The following is a 23,017-nucleotide window of genomic DNA, read 5'->3' on the forward strand; positions in this document are numbered from 1 at the left end:
GCAGTACGGCGCGGGGATCGAGCGACGGCTCGACTAGGGCAAGCGGGCGAAGGCGCGGACGGGGAACGTCGCGAAGTCCTCCACCAGCGGCGGCGTCGCCGTGAAGGTAGCCCCGCTCGCCGGCATCTGCTCGAGCCCGGTGAGGTGCTCCACGACCTGGATTCCGGCCTCGAGCAACAGCGAATGTGCGGGCCGTGCGCCCGCGGCTCCGGCTTCGGTGTCGTCGATGTTGATGGAATCGATCCCGACGAGCACGACGCCCTGCTCCACGAGGTACCGTGCACCGTCCTCGGCGAGGAACGGCGCATCCTTCGCGTATTCGGGCTTGGCGAAGTGACGGTCCCAACCGGTGTGGAGCAGGACTGCCGTGCCGCGGAGGTCCCGATCGAGCAGGGTGTTCGCACCGATCCCACGAGAGGTCGAGTCCTGCAGGTGGAACACCTCGGCAGGAAGGTCCACGAGCTGTTCGAGTGTCAGGCTCGCGAGGTCGCCGCCGCCGGCGTACCGGTGGAAGGGACTGTCGAGGTAGGTGCCCGTGTTGCCGATCATCTCGATGACGTCCATCGCGAACTCGGTACCCTCGGCGTACTTCGCCCGGGAGTCCTCGCGGGTGAGGAACGGACGGATGACCGGTTCCGGGAGTCCCGGGTAGGTGCGCAGCCCGGCACGGATCGGGTGGCTGAGCTCGACCAGCCGCCCCTCAGGTCTGGCACGCTGCACGACCTCGTCCGCAGGCAGTTCGGGCAGTTCGAGACCCGCGGCTGCAGCGGCGGCGAGGATCCCGCGGCTGCCCTTGTGCTGCTCGCGGATGATCTCGAGCTTCGTGATGCGGATCTCGCCGACCATCGCGAGACCGAGGTGGGTGACGAGCAGCCGCCCGACCTCGTGCTGCTGCGCCTTGCCCTTCGCTTCCGCGATGGCGGATGGCAGGTCGAGGCGGAAGTCCTCGACGGCGAGGCCGCCTCCATTGACGAAGCTGACGGTGGCATCGAGGACGGCGCGGAGTTCTGTCATGCTCTCATTCTGGCGCGCGCCGACCGTGGTGGTCACCGGATCCCCGCCAGAACGCACCAGGTTTCCGCCATCACCCACTCCTCAGGACGAGCTGCCCTGGGATCAGAGCGACCTAGAAGCCCTGGGCGAGGCGGTAGTACGCGTTGTTCCAGCGGACCTCGCGGGCGAAGTCACGCGTCGTCGTGCTCTCGTCGATCACGAGCAGCTCTGTCCGCGCGATCTCGGCGAAGTCTGCGAAGACCTCGACGCCGACAGCGGTCGACATGACCGTGTGATGCGCCGCACCCGCGGTGAGCCAGGCGGCAGCGGAGGTCGCGAAGTCGGGCGCGGGCTTCCAGACGGCACGACCGACGGGCAGCTTCGGCAGTGCCTCGATCGGCTGGACGACCTCGACGACGTTCGCCGTCAACCGGAAGCGGTCGCGCATGTCGCTCATCGCCACGACGACGGCGGGGCCCGAGTCAGCGGTGAAGACCAGACGCACCGGGTCCTCCTTGCCACCGATACCGAGCGGGTGCACCTCGAGGGTCGCACGCTCGGACGACAGCGTCGGGCTGACCTCGAGCATGTGCGCGCCGAGGATCAGTTCGTTGCCGGGCTCCATGTGGTAGGTGTAGTCCTCCATGAGCGAGGCGCCACCGGGCAGACCGGCTCCCATCACGGAAGCGGCGCGCACGAGCACCGCCGTCTTCCAATCGCCCTCTGCACCGAATCCGTAGCCGTCGGCCATGAGGCGCTGGACCGCGAGTCCCGGGAGCTGACGCAACTCGCCGAGGTCCTCGAAGCTCGTCGTGAACGCCGCGAAGTCGCCGGCTTCCAGGAAGGAGCGAAGACCGAGCTCGATCGCCGCGCCGTACCGGAGCGACTCGTGACGGTCGCCGCCCTTCCGCAGCTCAGGGACGACGTCGTACAACTCCTCGTACTCGGCGACCAGCGCATCGATGTCGGCATCGGTGGAGGCGTGCACGGCCTCCGCGAGCTCGTTGACGCTCCAGGTGTTCACCTGTACGCCGAACCGCAGCTCGGCCTCGGTCTTGTCGCCCTCGGTGACGGCGACGTAGCGCATGTTGTCACCGAAGCGGGCGAGTTTCAGCTCGTGGGTGGCCGCCCATCCGGCGGCGGCGCGCTGCCAGGTTCCGACTTCACGCTGCACGCGCGGGTCGGAGACGTGCCCGACGACCGTCTTGCGGGAGACGCCGAGACGGGTCTGGATGTAGCCGAACTCGCGGTCGCCGTGCGCTGCCTGGTTGAGGTTCATGAAGTCGAAGTCGATCTCCGACCACGGCAGCTCGACGTTCGCCTGCGTGTGCAGGTGCAGCAGCGGCTTCTGGAGCGCGTCGAGGCCCGCGATCCACATCTTCGCGGGACTGAAGGTGTGCATCCAGGTGACGAGTCCGATGACGCTGTCGTCGGCGTTCGCGTCGAGCATCGCGCGACGGATCGACTCGGAGTCCTTCAGGACGGGTTTCCATTCGATCTTCACCGGGACGTCGGCTGCAGCGCCGAGTTCGGCGGCGATCGCCTGCGACTGCTCGGCGACCTGGCGGAGGGTCTCCTCGCCGTACAGGTTCTGGCTGCCGGTGAGGAACCAGACGGTGTAGTGCTCGAGGGTGGTGGTGGGCTTCGGCATGATGATCGTTCTTTCTGGCCCTTCGACACGCTCAGGGACCGGGGTTCAGGTGGCCCTTCGACACGCTCAGGGACCGGGGTTCAGGTGGCCCTTCGACACGCTCAGGGACCGGGGTTCAGGTGGCCCTTCGACACGCTCAGGGACCGGGGTTCAGGTGGCCCTTCGAACAGCTCGGCGAACCGGGATCCGCTCGCCTGAGCGCGTCGAAGGGCGACAGAGGGACTGCTACAGCGCCCCCTGGGGAGCCTGGCCGTAGACGTTCTGATAGCGGTCGAAGAGTGCGTCGATCGCCTCTGTGGGAATCGGCTTGGGTTCTCCGAGCTGGCGGGAGATGTGGACGGTGCGAGCGACGTCCTCCACCATGACCGCGGCTTTCACGGCGTCGCGTGCGTCCTTGCCGATCGTGAACGGTCCGTGGTTCTGCATGAGCACCGCGCGTGAGCGATGACCGGTCAGCGTCTCGACGATCCCGCGGCCGATCGAGTCGTCGCCGATGATCGAGAACGGGCCGATGGGGATCTCGCCGCCGAACTCGTCCGCCATCGCGGTGATCACGCATGGGATGGGCTCGGCGCGGGCCGCCCACGCCACCGCATAGGTGGAGTGGGTGTGCACGACGCCGCCGACCTCGGGCATATGCCGATAGACGTATGCGTGTGCCGCGGTGTCGCTGGAGGGCGATCGGTCGGAGCCTGGCGTCTCGGGGATGACCTGGCCGTCGAGGTCACACAGGATCATGTTCTCCGGTGCCAGGTCGTCGTAGTCGACGCCCGATGGCTTGATGACGAAGAGGTCGGCGCCGGGCACCCGCCCGGAGACGTTTCCGCCGGTCCAGATGACGAGGCCAGAGCGGACGAGCTCCGAGTGGAGCTTCGCGACGTCGGCGCGGACGCGGGCGATCGCGACCTCGACCTCTGGTGAGTGGGTGTTCACGCGGTTGCTCCTTCGAGGGCGGTGGTCTCCGTGTCGGTCGGCGCACTGTCGGACGCCCCACCGAGCGCTTCCCGCCGGATGCGCTTCAGCCGCTTCATCACGTCGTTCGCACCGCGACCGAAGTAGTCGTGGAGGGCGTCGTACTCGGCGTAGAGCAGGTCGTAGGCGTCTGCAGCGGCCTCATCCGGCGTGTAGACGGCGCGGTTCACCTTGCCCATCGCGGCGCTCGCGGCCGGAACGTCCGCGTAGGCGCCGGCGGCCACGGCCGCATGGATGGCCGAACCGAGCGCAGGTCCCTGATTGCTCGCCGTGATGGAGATCGGCAGACGCAGGATGTCCGAGTAGGTCTGCATGAGGAACGGGTTCCGCTGCAGGCCCCCGGCGACGATGAACTCGGTGACGGGGACGCCCGAGGCGTTGAAGGTCTCGACGATCTTCCGGGTGCCGAACGCCGTCGCCTCGAACAGGGCACGGTAGACCTCCTCCGTGCGCGTCGTCAGCGTGAGACCGAGCACGGTACCGGACAGCTCGTGGTCGACGAGGACCGAACGGTTGCCGGAGTGCCAGTCGAGCGCGACGAGGCCGTGGGCGCCGACGGGCTGGTCCTTGATGAGCGACGTCAGGTACTCGTGGATGCTGAGGCCGCGCGCGGAAGCCTCCTCGGTGTACCGCGCGGGCACCTGGTTGTCGACGTACCAGGCGAAGATGTCGCCGACGCCCGACTGCCCGGCTTCGTAGCCGTAGAGCCCGGCGATGATGCCGCCGTCGACGACGCCGCACATGCCCGGGACCTCGCGCAGCACGTCACCGTTCATGACGTGGCAGATGGACGTGCCCATGATCGCGACCATCTGGCCGGGCGAGACGGCCTGGGCTGCGGGAGCTGAGACGTGGGCGTCGACGTTGCCGACTGCGACCGCGATGCCCTCGCGCAGTCCGGTCCAGCCGGCGGCCTCAGCGGACAGCGTGCCCGCCGCTGCACCGAGCTCACCGATCTGATGCTCGACCTTGTCTTCCGCGAAGCGCTCGAACGCCGGGTTGAGCGCTGCGAGGAACTCGTGGCTCGGGTAGGTGCCGTCCTGGTAGATCCCCTTGTACCCAGCCGTGCAGGCGTTGCGCACGTAGGTACCGGTCAGCTGCCAGATGATCCAGTCCGCGGCCTCGACCCAGTGGTCCATCCGCTCGTACAGCTCGGGGTCCTCCTCCAGCAGCTGCAGCCCTTTCGCGAACTCCCATTCGCTGGAGATGAGGCCACCGTAGCGCGGCAGCCATGACTCGCCCCGCGAGGCTGCGAGCGCGTTGATGCGGTCGGCCTGCGGCTGCGCGGAGTGGTGCTTCCACAGCTTCACGTACGCGTGCGGGCGGTCGGCGTACTCGGGAAGCTCGTTGAGCGGTGTTCCGGAGGCGGTGACCGGGACCATGGTGCAGGCCGTGAAGTCGGTGCCGATGCCGATGACCGCGGCAGGGTCGATCCCGGCGGCCTCGACGGCGCGCGGGATCGCGGACTGCAGGACGGCGACATAGTCGGCCGGAACCTGCAGCGCCCAGTCGGGCGGGAGGACGGCGCCCGTGGCCGCGAGTTCCCGATCCATCACGGCGTGCGGGTAGTCGAGGACGGCGGTGCCGAGCTCAGCACCGTCGGACACTCGGACGACGACGGCGCGTCCCGAGAGCGTGCCGAAGTCGACGCCGATCGTGTAGGTCTCATCCGCGTCGGTTCGCGCGGGAGAGGTTGATGCTGCCTGGTCGGTGTTCACCGGCTGGACTCCTTCGTCTGGTGGTGCTGGTTCGGGTTCATCAGATGTGGCGGATTCGGGGCGTCTGAAAGGGGCGGGATCGAGGGGCGGACTGGGGCGTCACGGACCGTCCGAGGACCAGTGTACAACGTTGTATATTGGCTTGACCAGCGCAGACATCAGGCGATCCCGCCCATGGTCTCCACGATCGCGAGCGCACTGATCGGTGGCCCTCCGCCACTGCGGTCCGCGCTCGTCTCCCCGACGATCCGGCCACCACGAACGGCGATCACCCGGTCGCAGACGGCCGCGAGCGCGCCCGGATCCTCGCTCGCGACCACGACCGACCGCCCGCCCTCGGCGAGCGAACCGATCACAGCGCGACGTCGGTCGCGAGCCCGGTCGTCGCCCTCGGACCCGAACGGTTCCGCGAGCAGCACGACCCGCGCGGTCGAGCCCACGAGCATGCTGAGCGACTCGCTGAACTGGTCCGCGCTCGGGCCCCGATGCGCTCCCGGGATGGCGGCGACCAACCCGGTGGGCACCGTCGTCGCCTGATAGTCGCGTCGAGCGTCGGCGACGCCCGTCGACACCATCCGCGTGAGCGACTCGGGCGAGACGCTCGACGGCAGCCCTCCGAGGAAGGACAGGTCGAATCGGATCGGGTGCTCTGTCGTGTAGAGGATGCCGGCTGCGCGGGCGAGATCCGTCGTCGAGACGTCGACGACCTCGCCGTCCACCCGGGCCGCCCCACTGATGTGCGCACCGTAGGAGCGACCGAAGACGCTGAGCAGCACCTCGCCTGCGCCCGAGTCCGGCGGGCCGAACAGACCGAGGACCTCGCCCGGTGCGCACGCGAAGCTCAGTCGATCGACGACGGTACGGGACGCGTCGGCGGGGTGGCTCGCGGTCCAGTCCTCGACCGCGAAGCCGGCGGAGGTTCCGAGGGCGAAGCCGGGGTCGGCGGGAAGCGGGTCCGTGGCGACACCTCCGTCACCGAACGACACCGCCAGCGCCCCGAGCACCGCGGCCTCATCTGCAGCGGACGCCAGCACGAGCATCCGGGTCGGCGGTGACGCCGCCGTCCCGGCGAGCACGGTCGCACGACTCGCCACGGACGCCAGCCCGGTCACGGTTCCGGTCACGAGGATCACAGCTGGAGCAGGTCCGTGAGGACGCGGCGTCGCGGCGACGGCCAGCAGCGCTCGGCGCCAGCGCGTCAGCTCAGTGCCGACCACTCCTGCACCCGTGTCGTCGACGACGACGACGGCCGCTTCCGCCGCCACGGCGCGCGCGAGCTCGAGCAGGCGTCTCTCCACGGTCGTCAGCGCCGACACCGGCTCGGCCTGGGCGCGCTCGAGGCCGACGATCCCGAGCGCACGGGAGGCACGCTCGGCGTCGTTCAGGTGGGTGCCGGGTTCCGGTCGACGACCGAACAGCCGGGCGAGCGCATCAAGGATCCCCGGAGCGCGCTCATTGCCGAGCAGCACGTTCTCACCGATGCTCTGCGGCCAGCTGATGGCATGGCCGCCACTCACGAGTGCGATCCCGGCAGCACTCGATGCGGCTCGCGACGACAACCGCGCAGCCTTCCCACCGACGAGCACCGTCTCGCCGGACCCCTCGCGCGCACCGCTCGTGCCGGACAGGCCGGCGATGAAGCGTCGTGTCGCGGCCGATGCGCCGAGCACCGCATGCACGTCACCGGCCGGCACCTCGAGCACCGGGTCGTCTCCGCGCAGGAGCTGCAGCGCGAACGACACGTCCCCACCGACGCCACCACCACGCACGGAGGCGAACGCCCCGGCCTGTTCGCCGGTGCGCTCGCCTCCGTGGTTCGCGGTCATCGCGTGCGGTGTCGTATCGATCTCAGAAGTCCGCGAGTGCGGGTCCGAGGATCAGCGTCCGCCGCTACGGCGCTTGTTGTAGACGTCGAATGCGACGGCCAGGAGCAGCACGAGGCCCTTGACGGCCTGCTGCCACTCGATGCCGAGGCCGATGATCGACATACCGTTGTTCAGCACACCGATGATGAGACCACCGATGATCGCGCCGCCGATGGTGCCGACACCACCCTGCACGGCTGCTCCACCGATGAAGGCCGCGGAGATCGCCTCGAGCTCGAACCCGTCACCGGCCTTCGGTCCCGCGAGGTTCAGTCGGGCCGTGAAGATCAGGCCGGCGAGCGCCGCGAGGAAGCCCATGTTGACGAACAGGAAGAAGTCGACCTTGCGGGTCTTGATACCGGACAGCTCAGCGGCGTGACGGTTTCCACCGATCGCGTAGATGTGACGGCCGAAGACCGAGCGGTTCATGACGATGCCGTAGACGAGGACGAGGACGGCGAGCACGATGAGCGTGACCGGGATGCCCTTGTACGCGGCGAGTGCGTAGACGAAGAAGCCGATGCCGGCGACGATGAGGACGAGTTTCGCGACGAACCACGGGAACGGCTCGGTGTCCTGCCCGTACTTCTGGCGGCCGAGGCGTGTGCGGACCTGCTGCACGATGAGGCCGACCACGGCGATGACGCCGATGCCGAGCGTCAACGGGTCGATCGGGAAGTCGCCGAACACGTCGTTGAGGAAGCCGTTGCCGAGCGCGCGGTACTCCGCCGGGAACGAACCGATGTTCGCGTTGCCGAGGACCACGAGCGCGAGGCCGCGGAAGATCAGCATGCCGGCCAGCGTCACGATGAAGGCCGGGATCCCGACGTACGCGATCCAGAAGCCCTGCCAGACGCCCACGAGCGCGCCGATCAGCAGCGACAGCACGATGGCGATCGGCCACGGCATCTGCATCTGCACGGCGAACACACCCGAGATCGCGCCGACGAAGGCCGCGACGGAACCGACCGAGAGGTCGATGTGGCCGGCGATGATGACCATCACCATGCCGATCGCCAGCACGAGGATGTACCCGTTCTGCACGATCAGGTTGGAGATGTTCTGCGGCCGCAGCAGGATGCCGTCGGTGATGACGGCGAAGAACACGACGACGAGCAGGAGGGCGATGAAGATGCCGTTCTTACCGAGGTCGCTGAGGATGTGCGTGAGCCAGCTCGTGAAGCGGTTCACGGTCGGGTTCACGAGGCCGCCTGCGGCCTCGCTGTCCCCGGCCGGGACGGTGGGTTTGGTGTCCAGATCGGACATTGCGGTTCTCCTTCGATCCGGTAGCTACCCGCCTAGCGGGGCTTCTCCATGGTCATGAGCTTGAGGAGCGCTTCAGGGTTCGCTTCCTCGATCGGCAGTTCGCCGGTGATGCGGCCCTCGCTGAGGGCGTAGATACGGTCGCAGATGCCGATGAGCTCGGGGAGCTCGGAGGAGATGACGATGACGCCCTTCCCCTCAGCGGCGAGGCGGTTGATGATCGTGTAGATCTCGTACTTCGCGCCGACGTCGATCCCGCGGGTGGGCTCATCGAGGATGAGGACGTCGGGGTCGGAGTAGATCCACTTCGACAGCACGACCTTCTGCTGGTTGCCGCCCGAGAGCTTCCCGGTCTTCGCCAGCACGTTCGGAGCCTTGATGTTCATGCTCCGCCGGTACTCCTCGGCGACCTTGTACTCCTCGTTGTCGTTCACGAGGCCACCACGGGACAGCTTCTTCAGCGACGCCATCGAGATGTTCCGCTTGATGTCCTCGATGAGGTTCAGCCCGTAGTACTTGCGGTCCTCGGTGGCGTACGCGAGACCGTTGTCGATCGCTTCGGACACCGTGCGGGTGCGGATCTCGCTGCCGTGTTTGAAGACCTTGCCGCTGATCCGGCTGCCGTAGGTCTGGCCGAACAGGCTCATCGCGAACTCGGTTCGTCCTGCACCCATGAGCCCGGCGATGCCGACGATCTCACCGGCGCGCACGTTCAGGTTGACGGCGTCCACCATCACCCGGGTCGGGTCCTGGGGGTGGTGGGCGGTCCAGTCCTCGACGCGCAGGATCTCCTCGCCGATGTTCGGCGTGTGATCCGGGTAGCGGTGCTCGAGGTCGCGACCGACCATGTCTTTGATGATGCGCTCTTCGGTGACGTCGTTCTTGACGATCGTCTCGATGGTCTTGCCGTCGCGGATGACCGTGACGGTGTCGGCGACCTTCTTGATCTCGTTGAGCTTGTGGCTGATGATGATCGACGTGATGCCCTGCTCCTTCAGGTGCAGGATCAGGTCGAGCAGGTGGTCGGAGTCCTCGTCGTTCAGCGCAGCGGTCGGCTCGTCCAGGATGAGGAGCTTCACGCGCTTCGACAGGGCCTTCGCGATCTCGACGAGCTGCTGCTTGCCGACACCGATCTCGAGGATCTTGGTCGTCGGGTTCTCGCGCAGGCCGACCCGGGCGAGCAGAGCTGCCGCCTCCTGATTGGTGCGGTTCCAGTCGATGAGGCCGAGCGGCCCCTTCAACTCGTTGTTGAGGAAGATGTTCTCCGCGATGGAGAGGTAGGGGCTGAGGGCCAGCTCCTGGTGGATGATGACGATGCCCTTGGACTCGGAGTCGCGGATGTCCTTGAACTCCACGACCTCGTCCTCGAACACGATGTCGCCCTCGTAGGTGCCGAACGGGTAGACGCCGGACAACACCTTCATGAGCGTCGACTTGCCGGCGCCGTTCTCACCGCAGATGGCGTGGACGGTGCCGCGCTGGACGTCGAGCGTGACGTTCGAGAGGGCTTTGACGCCGGGGAAGGTCTTGATGATGTTGCGCATCTCGAGGATGCTCGTGGTCTCGCCTGACACCGTGTCTCCTTACTGGTGGTCGTCGTTGAACCTGGGTGACCCCTCGACAGGCTCGGGAGCGGAGGAACCCGCTCACCGAGCCTGTCGAGGTGCCTGAGTGGAGCTGCTTAGCCCTTGATCTCGTCTTCGGTCCAGTACCCGGAGTCCACGAGGATCTCCTGGATGTTGTCCTTGACGACGATCTGCGACTCGAGGAGGAAGGACGGGACGACCTTCTTGCCGTTGTCGTAGTCCTCGGTGTTGTTCACCTCGGGCTCGTCGCCGTTGAGCACTGCGACAGCCATCTTGACGGCCTCGGCAGCGAGCTGACGGGTGTCCTTGAAGATGGTGGCGTACTGCTCGCCGGACTCGATGGCCTTGACCGAGTCGAGCTCGGCGTCCTGACCGGAGATGATCGGCCACTCAGCGCCGACCGAGTATCCTGCGTCGGTGAGAGCCGAGATGATGCCTCGCGAGATGCCGTCGTAGGGCGACAGGACCGCGTTCACCTTGGAACCGTCGGAGTAGGTCGACGTGAGGATGTTCTCCATGCGCTTCTGCGCGGTCTCACCATCCCAACGCAGCGTCGCCGCCTGCTCGAAGGACGTCTGGCCGCTCCCGACGACGAGCGTGCCCGCGTCGATGAAGGGCTTCAGGGTGTCCTGCGCGCCGTCCCAGAAGAAGGTTGCGTTGTTGTCGTCCGGTGAGCCGGCGAACATCTCGATGTTGAACGGACCAGCGGGGGCGCCCTCGGTGGGCTTGCCCTCGAGGTCGACGAGGCCGAGGCCGTTGAGGACCGAGTTGGCCTGCTGCACGCCGACCTTGTAGTTGTCGAACGACGCGTAGTAGTCGACGTTCTCGCTGTCGCGGATGAGGCGGTCGTAGGCGATGACGGGGATGTCGCCGTCAGCGGCCTCCTGCAGGACGCTCGTGAGCGTGGTGCCGTCGATCGACGCGATGATCAGGACGGAAGCGCCCTTGGTGATCATGTTCTCGATCTGCGAGACCTGGGTGGGGATGTCGTCCTCGGCGTACTGCAGGTCGACCTTGAAGCCCTCCTTCTCGAGCTGCTCCTTGACGGCGTTGCCGTCCTGGATCCACCGCTCGGAGCTCTTCGTGGGCATTGCGACGCCGACGAGCTTGCCGTCGCCTTCGCCTCCGGACGATCCGCTGCTTGCGCCGCCGGAGCAGCCGGCGAGCGACACGACCATCGTGCCTGCAGCCAGCGCGGCGAGGAGCATTCTCTTCTTCACTGTGGTTCCTTCCCTCAGGGGTTTGCTTGGACGTCGTTGTCGTGCGCAGGTCGAACAGCTCCGATGTGTCCAGCTCATCGGGGCCGCTCGCCGACTACGGGGCGTTCGCGGGTGCGGGTGCGGACGCCTCGTCGTGGTGCCGGCGAGGGTGCAGGGAGAAGCGGTCGGCTGGATGCCGGACCGTGAGGAGGTCGTGGTCGGATCGATCGGCGCGGCAGAAGAGGAGGAGGCTGATCGCCGACCTGCTCGCTTCGTTGCGCTTCGTTCCCACGTTGACTTCCTCGTCACTCCGAATGTGACCGTTCACATTGTGTGTCACACGATAGCCCCAGACAGCCCACCGATGTCAAGTCGGGATGTGTCTCAATTTCATAACCGGCGAAATACGGGAGATGGTCGCGCGGTCATGGAGGGCAGATCCCGCACATGCGTACGCGCGCCGCATGGGCAGCCGGGCGACGGGCCGCGAAGGACCGGAGTGGCTAGAACTCGGCGTCGATCGCGCGGATGACGTCCCAGGCGCCGTCCTCGGAGTTCGACAGCACGACGACGTCGACCGCGTCGGCTGCGGTCGGCCCGAAGTAGGTGCGGGCGATACCGCTCGCGCCCGGGTTCACGCCATCGAGGTACATCGAGCGCACTTGGCCGTCCTCGTCGATGTCGAACTCGAAGCCGAAGCCGTACGCGATCTCCTCGTCGACCTCGACCTGCGGAGAGGTGAACTCCTCGGTCAGCTCGGCGGTGAGGATCTTCGCGTCGCGGGCGGCACGCAGGAAGGTGACGAGGTCTGCCGCCGTCGACTGGGCGCCGGCATCCGGACCACCGAGCGGTGGGAACGCATCGACGTTCGAGTGCCACACACCGGCGTCGTCGACGTCGCCGCCCTCCGCGAGGCCCGACTGACCGGTTCGGCGGTCGACGAAGCCGGAGTCGGACATCCCGAGCAGCGCGAACACCTGCGTCTCGATGAGCTCCCGATACGGCAGACCCGTCACGCCCTCGAGTGCGAGGCCGAGCAGCACGTAGCCGGCGTTGACGTAGTTGGCCTCTTCGCCGGGAGCCGCGAGGCGAGGCTTCTGCCCGAACAGCGGCAGCAGATCGGCGGTCTGCTCGATCGACGACGCAGGGCGCTCTGCCCAGAGGTCCTCGTAGCTCTCACCCTCGGTCTCGTCGGCGTCGTCTGCGATACCGGAGGTGTGCGTGAGCAGATGCAGCAATTGCACACCGCGACCGATGGTGGTGCCGTCGAGGTCCACGTACTCGTGGATCGACTCGTCGAGATCGATGTGCCCCGCGTCGACCTGCTGCAGGACTGCGGCGGCGGTGAACAGCTTCGTGATGGACGCCGTGTCGAACCGGGTGGCCATCGTGATCGCCTCGTTCCGCTCCCGCGACGCGAGGCCACGAGCGGCCTGGAAGAGCGTCTCCTCACCACGGGTGACGAGCACGACGCCCGAGAAGTCGGTGTCTTCGATGACGCGGGTGATGCTGGCGGTGTCCATCCTCCAACGGTACCGCCGCGGCCATCTCCCGACCGCATCGACCGGCGACTTCGTCCGTCGCGCACCGGATCCGGCTGTTCCACCACCGACCGGACGCGTGTGCATAATGGGTGCAGCACGAAATGTGACCGTGCACATCGAGGTCCGAGGAATCCGTGAGCGACGACGCCGAACGGGGGCGTGCCCCCAATATCCGCGATGTCGCGCGCCTGGCCGGGGTCTCCCACCAGACCGTCTCCCGCGTGCTCAACAATCACCCGAGTATTCGCGATTCCACGCGTGACCGGGTACTCGCCGTCATGGACGAGGTCAACTACCGACCGAACCGGGCCGCCCGTGCCCTCGTCACGAGTCGTTCCCGCACCATCGGTGTGCTCGCCAGCCAGCGGTCCCAGTACGGCCCCGCGAGCATGATCCAGGCGATCGAGAACGCCAGCAAGGACGCCGGCTACCTCGTCAGCACCTCGAACCTGCCGGACACGAGCGAGGAGTCGATCGTCGCCGCCGTCGAGCATCTGCTCTCGCAGTCGGTCGACGGCATCGTCGTCATCGCGCCCCAGGTGCGTGTGTTCCGCGCCATCGAGGAGCTCGACGTGCGGGTGCCGTTCGTCACCGTGCAGTCGGGCGGCGACCTCGACGACCACTCCATCGGAGTCGACCAAGTGGCCGGCGGGCGACTTGCGACTCGGCACCTCATCGAACTCGGCCACCGGAACATCTACCACCTCGCGGGGCCGCAGGACTGGATCGAGGCCGAGGCGCGCATGCGTGGGTTCCTCGTCGAGATGAGCACCCAGGACGTACCGACGACCGCGCCGATCCTCGGCGACTGGACGGCCGACTTCGGCTATCGGGCGGGCATCGAGCTGATGCGGGTGCGTGATTTCACGGCGATCTTCTCGTCGAACGACCAGATGGCGCTCGGGCTGATCCACGCGATCCGTGATGAGGGCTACGACGTCCCGCGCGACGTGTCGATCGTCGGGTTCGACGACATCCCCGAGGCGCCGCACTTCTGGCCGCCGCTCACGACCGTCCGGCAGGACTTCGATGAGCTCGGCCGTCGCTGCGTCGCGCGTCTGCTCGGCAACCTCGAGGTCGACACCGTCGGCTACCGGGGCAGCATCGACCCCGAACTCATCATCCGGAAGTCCACCGGCCCGCCCGCCTTCTAGCCGCGGGTCGCTGCCAGCGCGGTGCGCTGGACCGAGCGCACCCCACTGGCGCGAGCGCGCCCCTCCGGAGACCCGCGCCCGCGCCAATACCTCGCGCCCACGGCTGTCCGTGCGGGTTCGGTCCAGCGCACCGCGCTGGACGAGAGGTCACCAGGCGGCGGGGTCGGCGATCAGGCGGTCGAAGGCGAGTTCGGCAGCACCGATGAGCAGCAGGTCCTGGCCGAGAGCTGCACGGACGATGGTGACGTCCTCGAACGGCGGGGCGAGTGCACGCTCACGGACTGCGTCATGCAGTTCGTCCGAGGCCAGTTCCAGGAGGATGCCCAGATGCCCACCCAGCACGACGAGCTGCGGATCGAGGATGTTCACCGTCCCGGCGAGCGCCCGCCCGAGCGTCCGTGCCTGGCGCACGACCTCATCGCCGACCGGGCCGACACCTGACGTCGCAGTCGAGTCGGGAGCCCCGACCATCGATCGCTCGGCAGCGATCCCCGCAGCGAGTGCCTGCTCCAGCGTGGCGTCGTCGCCGACAGTGAGGCCCGCCACCCGCAACAGCTCGCTCCGACGCACCGCATCCTCGAGCGCGTTGCCGGCGGCCGTCGCCGAGGTGTGTCCGAACTCGCCCGCATACCCACGTGCTCCCCCGATCGGACGCCCGCCCGCGACGATCCCGCCACCGATACCACTCGCGCCACCGTTCAGGTACACGAGGTCGTCGATGCCACGACCGGCGCCGAACGTCCGCTCCGCGCGGGCTCCGAGGCTCGCGTCGTTCGCCGCGAACACGGCTCGGCCGGTCGCTTCGCGCAGACGCTCGACGAGGGGTTCGTCGACCCAGCCGAGGTGCGGGGCGAGTCTGACGACACCGTCGACATCGCGGACGAGGCCCGGGATCGCGAGTCCGATCCCTCCCCCACCGTCGGCATCCACCGGGAGTTCGGCGGCCAGTCGGGCGACGAGCTCGGCGATGACGGCCGTCGCCTCTCCCGCTGTGGGCGTCGTCGTGACCTCGCGTCGTACGCGCCCGATCACCTCGCCGCCGAGGCGGACGGCGGCGACCGTGATCGCGTCGAGCTCGGGGTTCGCTGCGAACGCGACGGCGCGCGGACCCGCGGCGACCATCGGAGAGGGCCGGCCGACACCCTGAGGGCCGACCGGAACGGACTCGACGACGATGCCGGTCGAGGCGAGTTCGGTGACGAGCGCTGCGACGGTCGAGCGGTTGAGTCCGGTCGCCTTCGTGAGTGCCGAACGCGACTGCACGCCTCCCCGGTGCACGAGCTCGACGATCCTGCCGAGGTTGTGGCGGCGCACCGAATCCAGACCGCTCCCCATGCCAGCAGCTTCGCTCACGCGTCCACCCTCCACTCGATCCTCCTAGTGTTCCCTATGCGGCGGCGTTCCCTCCGCGCGGCGCGGGACCATGCGCCGGCGCCCCGGACAACCGCGGGGACGCCAGCGCGACGTGCTCCGAGAGCGCACATCACGAGTGGACCGTTCGCGACCGCCGAGATGGTTGACTGGTCGGATGTCCGCTGCCTGGTCCCTCCGCCCTGCCACTGCCGACGACGCGACCTGGATGGCCGAGTTGCGTGCCGTCGTCATGCGCCCCGACCTCGAACGCCTCGGCCGCTACGACGAGGCGCGCGTGCGCAGACGGTTCCTCGACGCCTATCAGCCCGAGCTGACGTCGGTGATCGAGATCGACGGCACGGCCGCCGGCCTCGTTGCGATCCGTCCGGAGACGGACGAGCGATGGCTCGAGCACTTCTACCTGTCGCCGGAGCACCAGGGGCAGGGACTCGGCACCAACATCCTCGCGGGACTCCTGCAGCGCGATGCCGACGCCCGCCCGTTCCGCCTCAACGTGCTGCAGGGCAGTCCGGCCCGTCGCTTGTACGAACGCCACGGTTTCACCCTCGAACGCGAGGACGACGTCGACGTCTGGATGGTGCGCACGGTCTGACCGCAGGAGACCCGCTCCGCTGCAGGACGTTCGGGCGCAGAACGTCCCGCCGTCGGGCGGATCTCGTGCGCTCACGTGGACGCAGCGGGCTGGAGCTACCGCGTGAGCTTGGCCACACCCGCAGTCGCCTCGACCGCCGCAGCCCCAGCGAGCCGAGCCGTGAACGCGATCCCGGTGGGCCCCGTCACGACAGCACCACTCGCCGAGCGTTCGACCGAGAACTCGATCGCCTCGCCCCCAGTCGGATCCGACACCCGCACCCGGGAAGAGCCTTCGGCGCCCGGGTACACCGTGACGAGCGGAGCGTCGGTGTAGTCGTAGTCCGGTCGGTCGTCGCGCGACCCGGTCACGAGCACGGCACCCTCCCGCACCCAGAGCGGGAGGGAGGCGAAGTCGTGCCGCTCGGTCCGCCAGACGGGCCCTGTCGCGACCTCGTCGGTCAGCAGGTCCGTCCAGGTACCCGAAGGGAGGAAGTACTGCACATCGCCGGCCTCGCTGAACACGGGCGCGACGAGCAGGTGCTCCCCCAGCAGGTACTGCCGGTCGAGGTGGTCGACGGCCGGATCACCGGGGAACTCGAGCTGCATCGGCCGCATGAACGGGATACCGCGCGACGCCGCTTCCAGACCGACCTCGTACAGGTACGGCATGAGCCGCAGCTTGAGGTTCGTGAAGCGCCGAGCGACGTCGACCGCGCTCTGGCCAGGCGCCTCGTCGCCCTCGTCGAACGCCCACGGCACTCGGTAGCTCGATGAGCCGTGCAGCCGGGAATGGCTCGACATGAGGCCGAACGCCAACCAACGTTTGAACACGGCCGGATCGGGGTTCCCCTCGAAGCCGCCGATGTCGTGACTCCAGTAGCCGAATCCGCTGGCAGCGAGCGAGAGCCCACCGCGCAGTGTCTCCGCCATCGACTCGTAACTGGAGGAGTTGTCGCCGCCCCAGTGCACGGGTTGCTGTTGGCCGCCGACCGTGGCCGAGCGTGCGAACAGCACGGCCTCGCCGATGCCCGACGACTCCTGTAGCGCCTCGAACACCGCCGCGTTGTAGAGCTGGGCGTACCAGTTGTGCATGACCTGCGGGTCGCTGCCGTCGTGCCAGACGACGTCCGTCGGGATCCGCTCACCGAAGTCGGTCTTGATGGCGTCGACACCCTGGCCGACGAGTGTGCGGATCTTGTCCTGGAACCAGGCGGTCGCATCGGGATTGGTGAAGTCGACGAGACCCATGCCCGCCTGCCACATGTCCCACTGCCACACGGCGCCGTCGGAACGGCGCACCAGGTACCCAGCGTCGGCCGCCTCGGCGAACAGTTTCGAGCGCTGTCCGATGTACGGGTTGATCCAGGCACTGACCTTGAGGTCTCGCTCGTGGAGCCGGGCCAGCATGCCCTCCGGGTCTGGGAAGACTCGGGCGTCCCATTCGAAGTCGGTCCAGTTGAACTCGCGCATCCAGAAGCAGTCGAAGTGGAACACGCTCAGCGGCAGCTGCCGTTCGGCCATGCCGTCGATGAAGCTGTTGATCGTCCCCTCGTCGTACTGGGTGGTGAACGAGGTCGAGAGCCACAGACCGTACGACCACGCCGGAACCTGCGCCGGACGACCGGTGAGAGCGGTGTAGCGCTCCAGCACGTCCTTCGGCGTCGGACCGGCGAACACCAGGTATTCGAGCGACTCCCCCGCGACCGAGAACTGCACCCGCTCCACGGCCTCGGTCCCGACCTCGAACGACACGTGCTCGGGGTGGTTGACGAGCACGCCGTAGCCACGGTTGGTGAGGTAGAACGGCACGTTCTTGTACGACTGCTCGCTCGAGGTACCGCCGTCGGCGTTCCAGATGTCGATCGTCTGGCCGTTCTTCACGAACGGTCCGAAGCGCTCGCCGAGGCCGTAGACGAGTTCGCCGACGCCGAGCGACAGCTGTGCGTGGACGTAGGAGCCGGGAGCTGCGAGCCCCGTGGTGGTGACGCCCGCGACACCGGCCGGCTCGGTCGTGACCGGCGCGCCGTCCTCCAGCTGCACGAGCGCGATGGACTTCGCCCCGCTCGTCGTGATCGGTTTGCCGTCCTCGAGGAACTCGAGCGACCACGGAGAACCCGCGGTGACCCGGGCGGTCAGCGGACCGCTCGTGAGCGTGCCTCCCGTCTCGTCGATCGAGACCTCGCCGACGCCTCCGTCGACCGCGCCGACGAGTTCGAAGCCCTGGCTGCGACGCGCGCCCGTGTGATGGTCGACGCGCACGGCGATGACCCCCTCCAGCGGCGACGACAGCGTGATCGTCAACAGGGTCCGGTTGAGGGTGTCGCCACGACTCGCGATGACCTTCGTGGGCGCACTGACCACGAGCGACCGTCCGTCTGGTGCGGCATCGAGGTCGTACGCCTCCTGTGCATAACGTGCGTCGACACGGGGGCGGGTGTGCCAGAATCCGTCGGTGAATTTCATCGTTACTTGACTGCTCCTGCGGTGATGCCCCTCGTGAGGGTGCGTTGGAAGATGAGGAAGAACACGAGCGTCGGGATGAGCCCGAGCAGTGCCGAGGCGCTCGTCGTCGTGACGTCCATGAGGCGGTCGCCCTGCAACACGCTGATTGCGACCGGGACTGTCTGGTTCGCGTTGCTCACCAGGAAGGTGAGCGGGATGAGGAACTCGTTCCAGGTCCAGATGAAGAAGAAGATCAGGAGCACGCTCAGCGTCGGGCGGGAGATCGGGAACACCACTCGCGTGAGGATCCGCCAGCGGCCGGCGCCGTCGAGCGACGCGGCCTCGAGGATCTCCTTCGGGAACGTGCCGTAGACACTCGACAGGAGGTACGTCCCGAAGGCGCACTGGATCACCGTGAAGATGATGATGACGCTCCACACGTTGTCGTACAGCCCCACCTGCTTGAACATGAAGTAGAGCGGGTAGAGGAGCACCTCCTGCGGCAGCATGTTCGCGAGCAGGATGAGCACGACGATCCACGTGCGGCCCTTCACCCGACCGATGCCGAGCGCGAAGGCGTTCAACATCGAGATGCCGACGGCGAGGATCGCCACGATGCCGGAGATGAAGACGCTGTTCCACAGCTTCTCCGGGAAGTTCACCCGGTTCCAGAAGTTCACGATGCCGTCCGTGTAGACCTGGGTCGGCAATGCGAGCGGACCGCTCGTCGAGTAGTCCGAGGGCGACTTGAACGAGTTGATGAGGATGAGCAGGAACGGCACGGCGATGAAGAGACCGATGAGGACGGCGATCGCGAGGATGAGCCAGTCTCCGGCGGTCTTCTTCTTGGCGCCCTTGCGACGCTTGGGCGGACGCTGCGGCGCACGACCCGACGGATTCTCGATCGGTTCGACCGTTCCTGGGGCGATGGTGGATGCCGACATGGTCAGTGCTCCTCTTCGCGTCGCTCGAGTCGCGTCTGCACGAGGATGAAGACGATCGACACGGCGGCGATGACGACGGTGAGCGCGGTCGCGATGGTCGCGCCGTAACCCACTTGCTGGGACTGGAAGAACTCGGTGTACGCGTAGTAGGCGGGGACGATCGTCGAGGTGCCCGGCCCACCGCCGGTGAGGGTGTAGACGGGGCCGAACACCTTGAGTGCCGCGATCGTGCAGGTGAGGGTCACGACGAAGATCTCGGGGCGGATGATGCCGACCGTGATCGCGCGGAACCGCTGGAACCAGCCGGCACCGTCGAGCTCGGCAGCTTCATACAGCTCGGGGTCGACGCGCTGGAGCGCCGCCATGAAGATGACGATCGGATAGCCGAGCTGCACCCAGACCATGATGACCATGATGCTCGGGAGAGCGGTGTCAGGGCTGCCGAGCCAGTTGTGCTGCAGCGCACCGAGGCCGACCGCATCGAGGATCTGGTTGAGCGCACCGTTCTGCGGCCGCAGGATCCAGCCGATGACGATGGCCGCGATGACGGCCGGGAGGATCTGCGGCAGGTAGTAGGTCGCACGCAGGAAGCTCGCGACCTTCCCGCCGAACTTCTTGCCGACGAGGTCGAAGAGCATGGCCGCGAGCACGAGACCGGCGAGGGTGGGGACGACGACCATCGCGACGATCATGGCGATGGAGTTGCCGAACGACACCCAGAAGGTCTCGTCGCCGGCGAGCTTCACCCAGTTGTCGAGGCCGATGAACTCCGGCGGTTTGATGCCCCGGTACTTCGTGAAGGTGAGGAAGATGTTCCAGCCGAGCGGCACGATGACGATGACCGTGATGAGCAGGAGGCCGGGGATGAGGTAGGGCCAGAACCGGTTCGGCTTGCTACCGGGGATGAGGCTCTGCGCCGGTCGCTTGCGCGCGGGCGGCGTGCCCGTGGTGACCACGGCTTTCGTGCTGGGGGCGGCGGGCATCGTGGTTCCTTTCTGCTGAGTGGTGCGGGTGGCGAGAGCCGACGCGGGCGCGTGCCGGGACCAGGACGCTGGTCCCGGCACGCGCCCGGAGTGCTAGCCGATGATGTCGTCGACGCCGGACTGGTACTGCTCGCCCAGCTGGTCCTGCACCTCGGCCGGCGTCTTCGTGCCGTTGATGAGCTCCTGCAGACCCGCGTTCAGCTGGTCGTAGAAGGTCGGCGTCGGCCAGTCAGGGTAGAAGGCGAGGCCGTCGTTGTCGTTGATCGTGTTGAAGTTCGCGATGAGCTCCTGGCTCTTCGGGTCGGTGATGTCGGCGGCGTCGGCGGCGACCGGGACACCACCGTTGTTCCCGATGAGGGCCTGGATCTCCGGGCGGAGCGTGATGTCGATGAACTGCTCGGCGAGGTCCTTGTTCTTCGCGTTCTCCGGGATGACCCACATGTTGCCGGCGGAGCCGGGGGTGAGCGTCGTGCCCGGGAAGAGGAAGGATCCCCAGTCGTAGCTCGTGATGTCGGTCGCGAAGCGGCCCTGCCACCAGCTGCCCGAGACGAAGATCGGGTAGGTGCCGTTGATGAACGCGGTTCCGGCGTCCTCGGCTTTGAATCCGCTGGCGTCCTGGTCGATGAAGCCCTTGTCGGTCCAGTCCTTCACCGTCTCGGTGCCGTAGGTGATCGCCTCGTCCTGCCAGTCGACCGGGTTCGTGTAGAGCTGGTAGTCGTCGACCCAGTCACGGTCGGCCTTGGTCAGCGCGAGCTGATACCACAGCTGGCCGAGCGGGTACTCCTGAGCGGACTGCGCGAGCGGCGTGATGCCCTTGTCGGCGAACGTCTGCAGAGCGGCTTCGAACTCGGGGAGCGTCGTCGGAACGGCGACTCCATTGGCCGCGAACATGTCCTTGTTGTAGTACACCTGGACGAATTCGCCGTAGTTCGGGACGCCGTACCAGTCGCCGGAGCCCATGATGCCGTCTTCGTCGTAGCGCGCCGTGGTCTGCAGCGACGGTGAGAGCTTGTCATCCCAGCCGTACTCCTTCACCGCGTCGTCGAGGCTCGACAGGAGGCCCTGGCTCGCGAGGAGGCCGGCGGTCGCGTTGCCCTTGTTGTACTCGAGGATGTCGGGCGCCTCGTTGGAGTTGAGCACCTGGCTCGCAGTGGAACGGATCTGCTCGAAGCTCTTCTCCTCGAACTCGACCTTCGCGCCGGTCTCCTCCTCGAAGACCTTGATGGCCTCGTCCCAGGCGATCCCCATCGCGCTGGTCTCGCTCTCGAAGTGCCAGAGCTTCAGGGTGTTGCCGTCTCCGGAGCTGTCGCCTCCGGCGGCGCAGCCGGAGAGCGTGAGAGCGCTCACACCGATGGCTGCGACGGCGGTCAGGATTCTGCTGGTTCGCATGGTCTACTTCCTCGTAGGGCGGCCTGGGGCCGCTGGTGACTGTGTGTTCGTGGTGCTGTGCCCGACCCGCTCACCGAGCTTGCCGAGGTACTGCTGGATGTCGAAACGTTTCGATGATGCACGTGCGGCCACCGAGGGCGACCTGGGCGGACAGGGTCAGTCGGCGGGCACTGCCGCGACGGAGCCGTACTCGACGAACCAGGGTTCGATGAGTTCGACGTGCGGCTGGACGAGTCCGTCCAGTTGCCGCATGGTGAGCGCGATCGCTCGCGCGCAGGACTGTTCGGCCGGGAGGGGGATCACATCGATCGCCGGCTCGAGGTGGGCGGTGTCGAAGCTCGAGCAGGCCGAGATGACCGAGAGGTCCTCGGGAATCCGGACGCCGCGGCGCGCGAGGAGGTCGAGCGCCATGGCCTGCACGGGTTCGTTGCTCTGGAACACGAGCGCCGTCGGCGCCGCTCCGAGCTGCGCCTCGATGTCATTGATCGCGCGCCCGACGCTCGTCGCATCCTCGTCGCACGGCCGGAAGACGGGGAGGACCCCGTTCGCTTCGCAAGCGGCGATGAAGGCGTCACGGAAACGCGGCGGGAAGTTCGAGCCTCGCTCGTAGATGGCCGGCGACTGCCCGAGGCAGGCGATGCGGCTGTGCCCGAGGGCGATGAGGCGCTCGACGGCGAGCCAGGCCGCTCGCTCGAAGTCGAGGTCGACGCAGGTGAGGCCGTCGGTATCGGCCGGGATGCCGACGAGCGTCGCCGGAACGCCGAGCTCGCGCACGAGATCGGCACGCTCGTCGACGGTCGACACGTCGAGGAGGACGATGCCGTCGACGAGGGATGACTGCGAGACGCGGCGGAGGCCGTCGGTCGCGTCGTCCTGCGTGAGGAGGACGACGTCGTAGTCGAATTCGCGGGCCGCGTTCACAACGGCGAGGACGAAGGTCATGTGGGCGGGAGCGTGGGTGCCGGCGTGCAGCGGAGCGCTCAGGGCGAGGAGGTTGGTACGGGCACCCTTGAGCATGCGGGCACCGGCGTTCGCTCGGTACCCGAGGGCGTTGGCCGCCTCCTCGACGCGCAACCGAGTACTCTCCGTGATCGATCGTTTGCCGGTGAGGGCGTACGAGACCGTGCTGATCGAGACACCTGCGGCCTGCGCCACATCGTGAATACTGACCATTCGGGACTCCATCGTCGATACGTTTCGATTGCTACGACCAGGAGCCTAAGCGACCTTCCCGCTCGATGCAAGTGTTTTGTGGTGAGCGCCAACAAATCAGGTCGGCCTGGCAGCAGGACATCCGCTCGAGGCAGGAGATTCGGCGGCGGAGTGTCCTCCGGCGAAGTGGATCTCCTGCTGCCGAGCGGCGGCCT

General features: G+C 67.4%; 18 protein-coding genes. 2 read left to right on the plus strand and 16 right to left on the minus strand.

The window, feature by feature from the left end:
* Positions 1-33 precede the first annotated feature (33 nt).
* The 10 genes from ABMA10_RS17720 to ABMA10_RS17765 all read right to left on the minus strand — a co-directional run bounded on the left by ABMA10_RS17720 (position 34) and on the right by ABMA10_RS17765 (position 12,770).
* Positions 34-1,014: a cyclase family protein gene (locus ABMA10_RS17720; protein ID WP_347869302.1), complete on the minus strand. Its 981-nt coding sequence runs from the start codon at positions 1,012-1,014 to the stop codon at positions 34-36.
* 112 nt (positions 1,015-1,126) lie between these two features.
* On the minus strand, positions 1,127-2,644 hold the full coding sequence (araA, locus tag ABMA10_RS17725) for an L-arabinose isomerase (protein WP_347869301.1): 1,518 nt from the start codon (positions 2,642-2,644) through the stop codon (positions 1,127-1,129).
* 225 nt (positions 2,645-2,869) lie between these two features.
* On the minus strand, positions 2,870-3,577 hold the full coding sequence (locus ABMA10_RS17730) for an L-ribulose-5-phosphate 4-epimerase (protein ID WP_347869300.1): 708 nt from the start codon (positions 3,575-3,577) through the stop codon (positions 2,870-2,872).
* The gene (gene araB / locus ABMA10_RS17735) at positions 3,574-5,334 is read right to left on the minus strand and encodes a ribulokinase (RefSeq protein ID WP_431030758.1); all 1,761 of its coding nucleotides are present in this window, start codon (positions 5,332-5,334) and stop codon (positions 3,574-3,576) included. Before araB ends, ABMA10_RS17730 begins: the two co-directional genes overlap by 4 nt.
* Positions 5,335-5,492: 158 nt before the next feature.
* Positions 5,493-7,160, minus strand: a complete 1,668-nt coding sequence (locus ABMA10_RS17740; RefSeq protein ID WP_431030759.1) for a hypothetical protein — start codon at positions 7,158-7,160, stop codon at positions 5,493-5,495.
* Between the two features lie 51 nt (positions 7,161-7,211).
* Entirely contained in the window at positions 7,212-8,390 is a 1,179-nt protein-coding gene (mmsB, locus tag ABMA10_RS17745) for a multiple monosaccharide ABC transporter permease (RefSeq protein WP_414693684.1), read from the minus strand.
* Positions 8,391-8,497: 107 nt separating this feature from the next.
* Positions 8,498-10,006 (minus strand): multiple monosaccharide ABC transporter ATP-binding protein, encoded by a 1,509-nt coding sequence (mmsA, locus tag ABMA10_RS17750; protein ID WP_347869382.1) that lies wholly within the window; start codon positions 10,004-10,006, stop codon positions 8,498-8,500.
* A gap of 137 nt (positions 10,007-10,143) precedes the next feature.
* Positions 10,144-11,268, minus strand: a complete 1,125-nt coding sequence (chvE, locus tag ABMA10_RS17755) for a multiple monosaccharide ABC transporter substrate-binding protein (protein WP_431030760.1) — start codon at positions 11,266-11,268, stop codon at positions 10,144-10,146.
* Between the two features lie 94 nt (positions 11,269-11,362).
* Positions 11,363-11,539, minus strand: a complete 177-nt coding sequence (locus ABMA10_RS17760) for a hypothetical protein (RefSeq protein ID WP_347869295.1) — start codon at positions 11,537-11,539, stop codon at positions 11,363-11,365.
* 211 nt (positions 11,540-11,750) lie between these two features.
* Positions 11,751-12,770 carry a serine hydrolase domain-containing protein gene (locus ABMA10_RS17765; protein ID WP_347869294.1) on the minus strand — a complete coding sequence of 340 codons (1,020 nt, stop codon included), beginning with the start codon at positions 12,768-12,770 and terminating at the stop codon, positions 11,751-11,753.
* A gap of 155 nt (positions 12,771-12,925) precedes the next feature.
* On the opposite strand from ABMA10_RS17765, the gene ABMA10_RS17770 reads away from it, so the two are divergent.
* The gene (locus ABMA10_RS17770) at positions 12,926-13,945 is read left to right on the plus strand and encodes a LacI family DNA-binding transcriptional regulator (protein WP_347869293.1); all 1,020 of its coding nucleotides are present in this window, start codon (positions 12,926-12,928) and stop codon (positions 13,943-13,945) included.
* Between the two features lie 147 nt (positions 13,946-14,092).
* Here the strand turns inward: ABMA10_RS17770 and ABMA10_RS17775 are convergent, their stop codons facing one another.
* Positions 14,093-15,298, minus strand: coding sequence for an ROK family protein (locus ABMA10_RS17775; RefSeq protein WP_347869292.1), 1,206 nt, complete (start codon positions 15,296-15,298; stop codon positions 14,093-14,095).
* Positions 15,299-15,473: 175 nt separating this feature from the next.
* Here ABMA10_RS17775 and ABMA10_RS17780 point away from each other — a divergent pair, with 175 nt between their 5' ends.
* A complete protein-coding gene (locus tag ABMA10_RS17780) occupies positions 15,474-15,911 on the plus strand; it encodes a GNAT family N-acetyltransferase (protein ID WP_347869291.1) in 438 nt (145 codons plus the stop codon).
* Between the two features lie 95 nt (positions 15,912-16,006).
* On the opposite strand, the gene yicI is transcribed toward ABMA10_RS17780, so the two are convergent.
* The 5 genes from yicI to ABMA10_RS17805 all read right to left on the minus strand — a co-directional run bounded on the left by yicI (position 16,007) and on the right by ABMA10_RS17805 (position 22,823).
* Positions 16,007-18,355, minus strand: a complete 2,349-nt coding sequence (yicI, locus tag ABMA10_RS17785) for an alpha-xylosidase (RefSeq protein WP_431030761.1) — start codon at positions 18,353-18,355, stop codon at positions 16,007-16,009.
* Positions 18,356-18,357: 2 nt separating this feature from the next.
* Complete coding sequence (locus ABMA10_RS17790; RefSeq protein WP_347869289.1) at positions 18,358-19,278, minus strand: carbohydrate ABC transporter permease; 921 nt, start codon at positions 19,276-19,278, stop codon at positions 18,358-18,360.
* A 2-nt stretch (positions 19,279-19,280) separates the two neighbouring features.
* Complete coding sequence (locus tag ABMA10_RS17795; RefSeq protein ID WP_347869288.1) at positions 19,281-20,261, minus strand: carbohydrate ABC transporter permease; 981 nt, start codon at positions 20,259-20,261, stop codon at positions 19,281-19,283.
* Positions 20,262-20,354: 93 nt separating this feature from the next.
* Positions 20,355-21,650: an ABC transporter substrate-binding protein gene (locus tag ABMA10_RS17800; RefSeq protein ID WP_347869287.1), complete on the minus strand. Its 1,296-nt coding sequence runs from the start codon at positions 21,648-21,650 to the stop codon at positions 20,355-20,357.
* A gap of 156 nt (positions 21,651-21,806) precedes the next feature.
* Positions 21,807-22,823, minus strand: coding sequence for a LacI family DNA-binding transcriptional regulator (locus tag ABMA10_RS17805; protein ID WP_347869286.1), 1,017 nt, complete (start codon positions 22,821-22,823; stop codon positions 21,807-21,809).
* Positions 22,824-23,017: the final 194 nt, after the last annotated feature.

The organism is Plantibacter sp. RU18, from assembly GCF_050613355.1.
Taxonomy (GTDB): Bacteria; Actinomycetota; Actinomycetes; order Actinomycetales; family Microbacteriaceae; genus Plantibacter.

Coding starts and splice junctions, on each gene's coding strand:
- ABMA10_RS17805 (WP_347869286.1), bottom strand. CDS start 22,823: ATGGTCAGTATTCACGATGTGGCGCAGGCCGCAGGTGTCTCGATCAGC.
- yicI (WP_431030761.1), bottom strand. CDS start 18,355: ATGAAATTCACCGACGGATTCTGGCACACCCGCCCCCGTGTCGACGCA.
- ABMA10_RS17790 (WP_347869289.1), bottom strand. CDS start 19,278: ATGTCGGCATCCACCATCGCCCCAGGAACGGTCGAACCGATCGAGAAT.
- ABMA10_RS17765 (WP_347869294.1), bottom strand. CDS start 12,770: ATGGACACCGCCAGCATCACCCGCGTCATCGAAGACACCGACTTCTCG.
- araA (WP_347869301.1), bottom strand. CDS start 2,644: ATGCCGAAGCCCACCACCACCCTCGAGCACTACACCGTCTGGTTCCTC.
- ABMA10_RS17795 (WP_347869288.1), bottom strand. CDS start 20,261: ATGCCCGCCGCCCCCAGCACGAAAGCCGTGGTCACCACGGGCACGCCG.
- ABMA10_RS17740 (WP_431030759.1), bottom strand. CDS start 7,160: ATGACCGCGAACCACGGAGGCGAGCGCACCGGCGAACAGGCCGGGGCG.
- ABMA10_RS17800 (WP_347869287.1), bottom strand. CDS start 21,650: ATGCGAACCAGCAGAATCCTGACCGCCGTCGCAGCCATCGGTGTGAGC.
- ABMA10_RS17780 (WP_347869291.1), top strand. CDS start 15,474: ATGTCCGCTGCCTGGTCCCTCCGCCCTGCCACTGCCGACGACGCGACC.
- ABMA10_RS17720 (WP_347869302.1), bottom strand. CDS start 1,014: ATGACAGAACTCCGCGCCGTCCTCGATGCCACCGTCAGCTTCGTCAAT.
- mmsA (WP_347869382.1), bottom strand. CDS start 10,006: ATGCGCAACATCATCAAGACCTTCCCCGGCGTCAAAGCCCTCTCGAAC.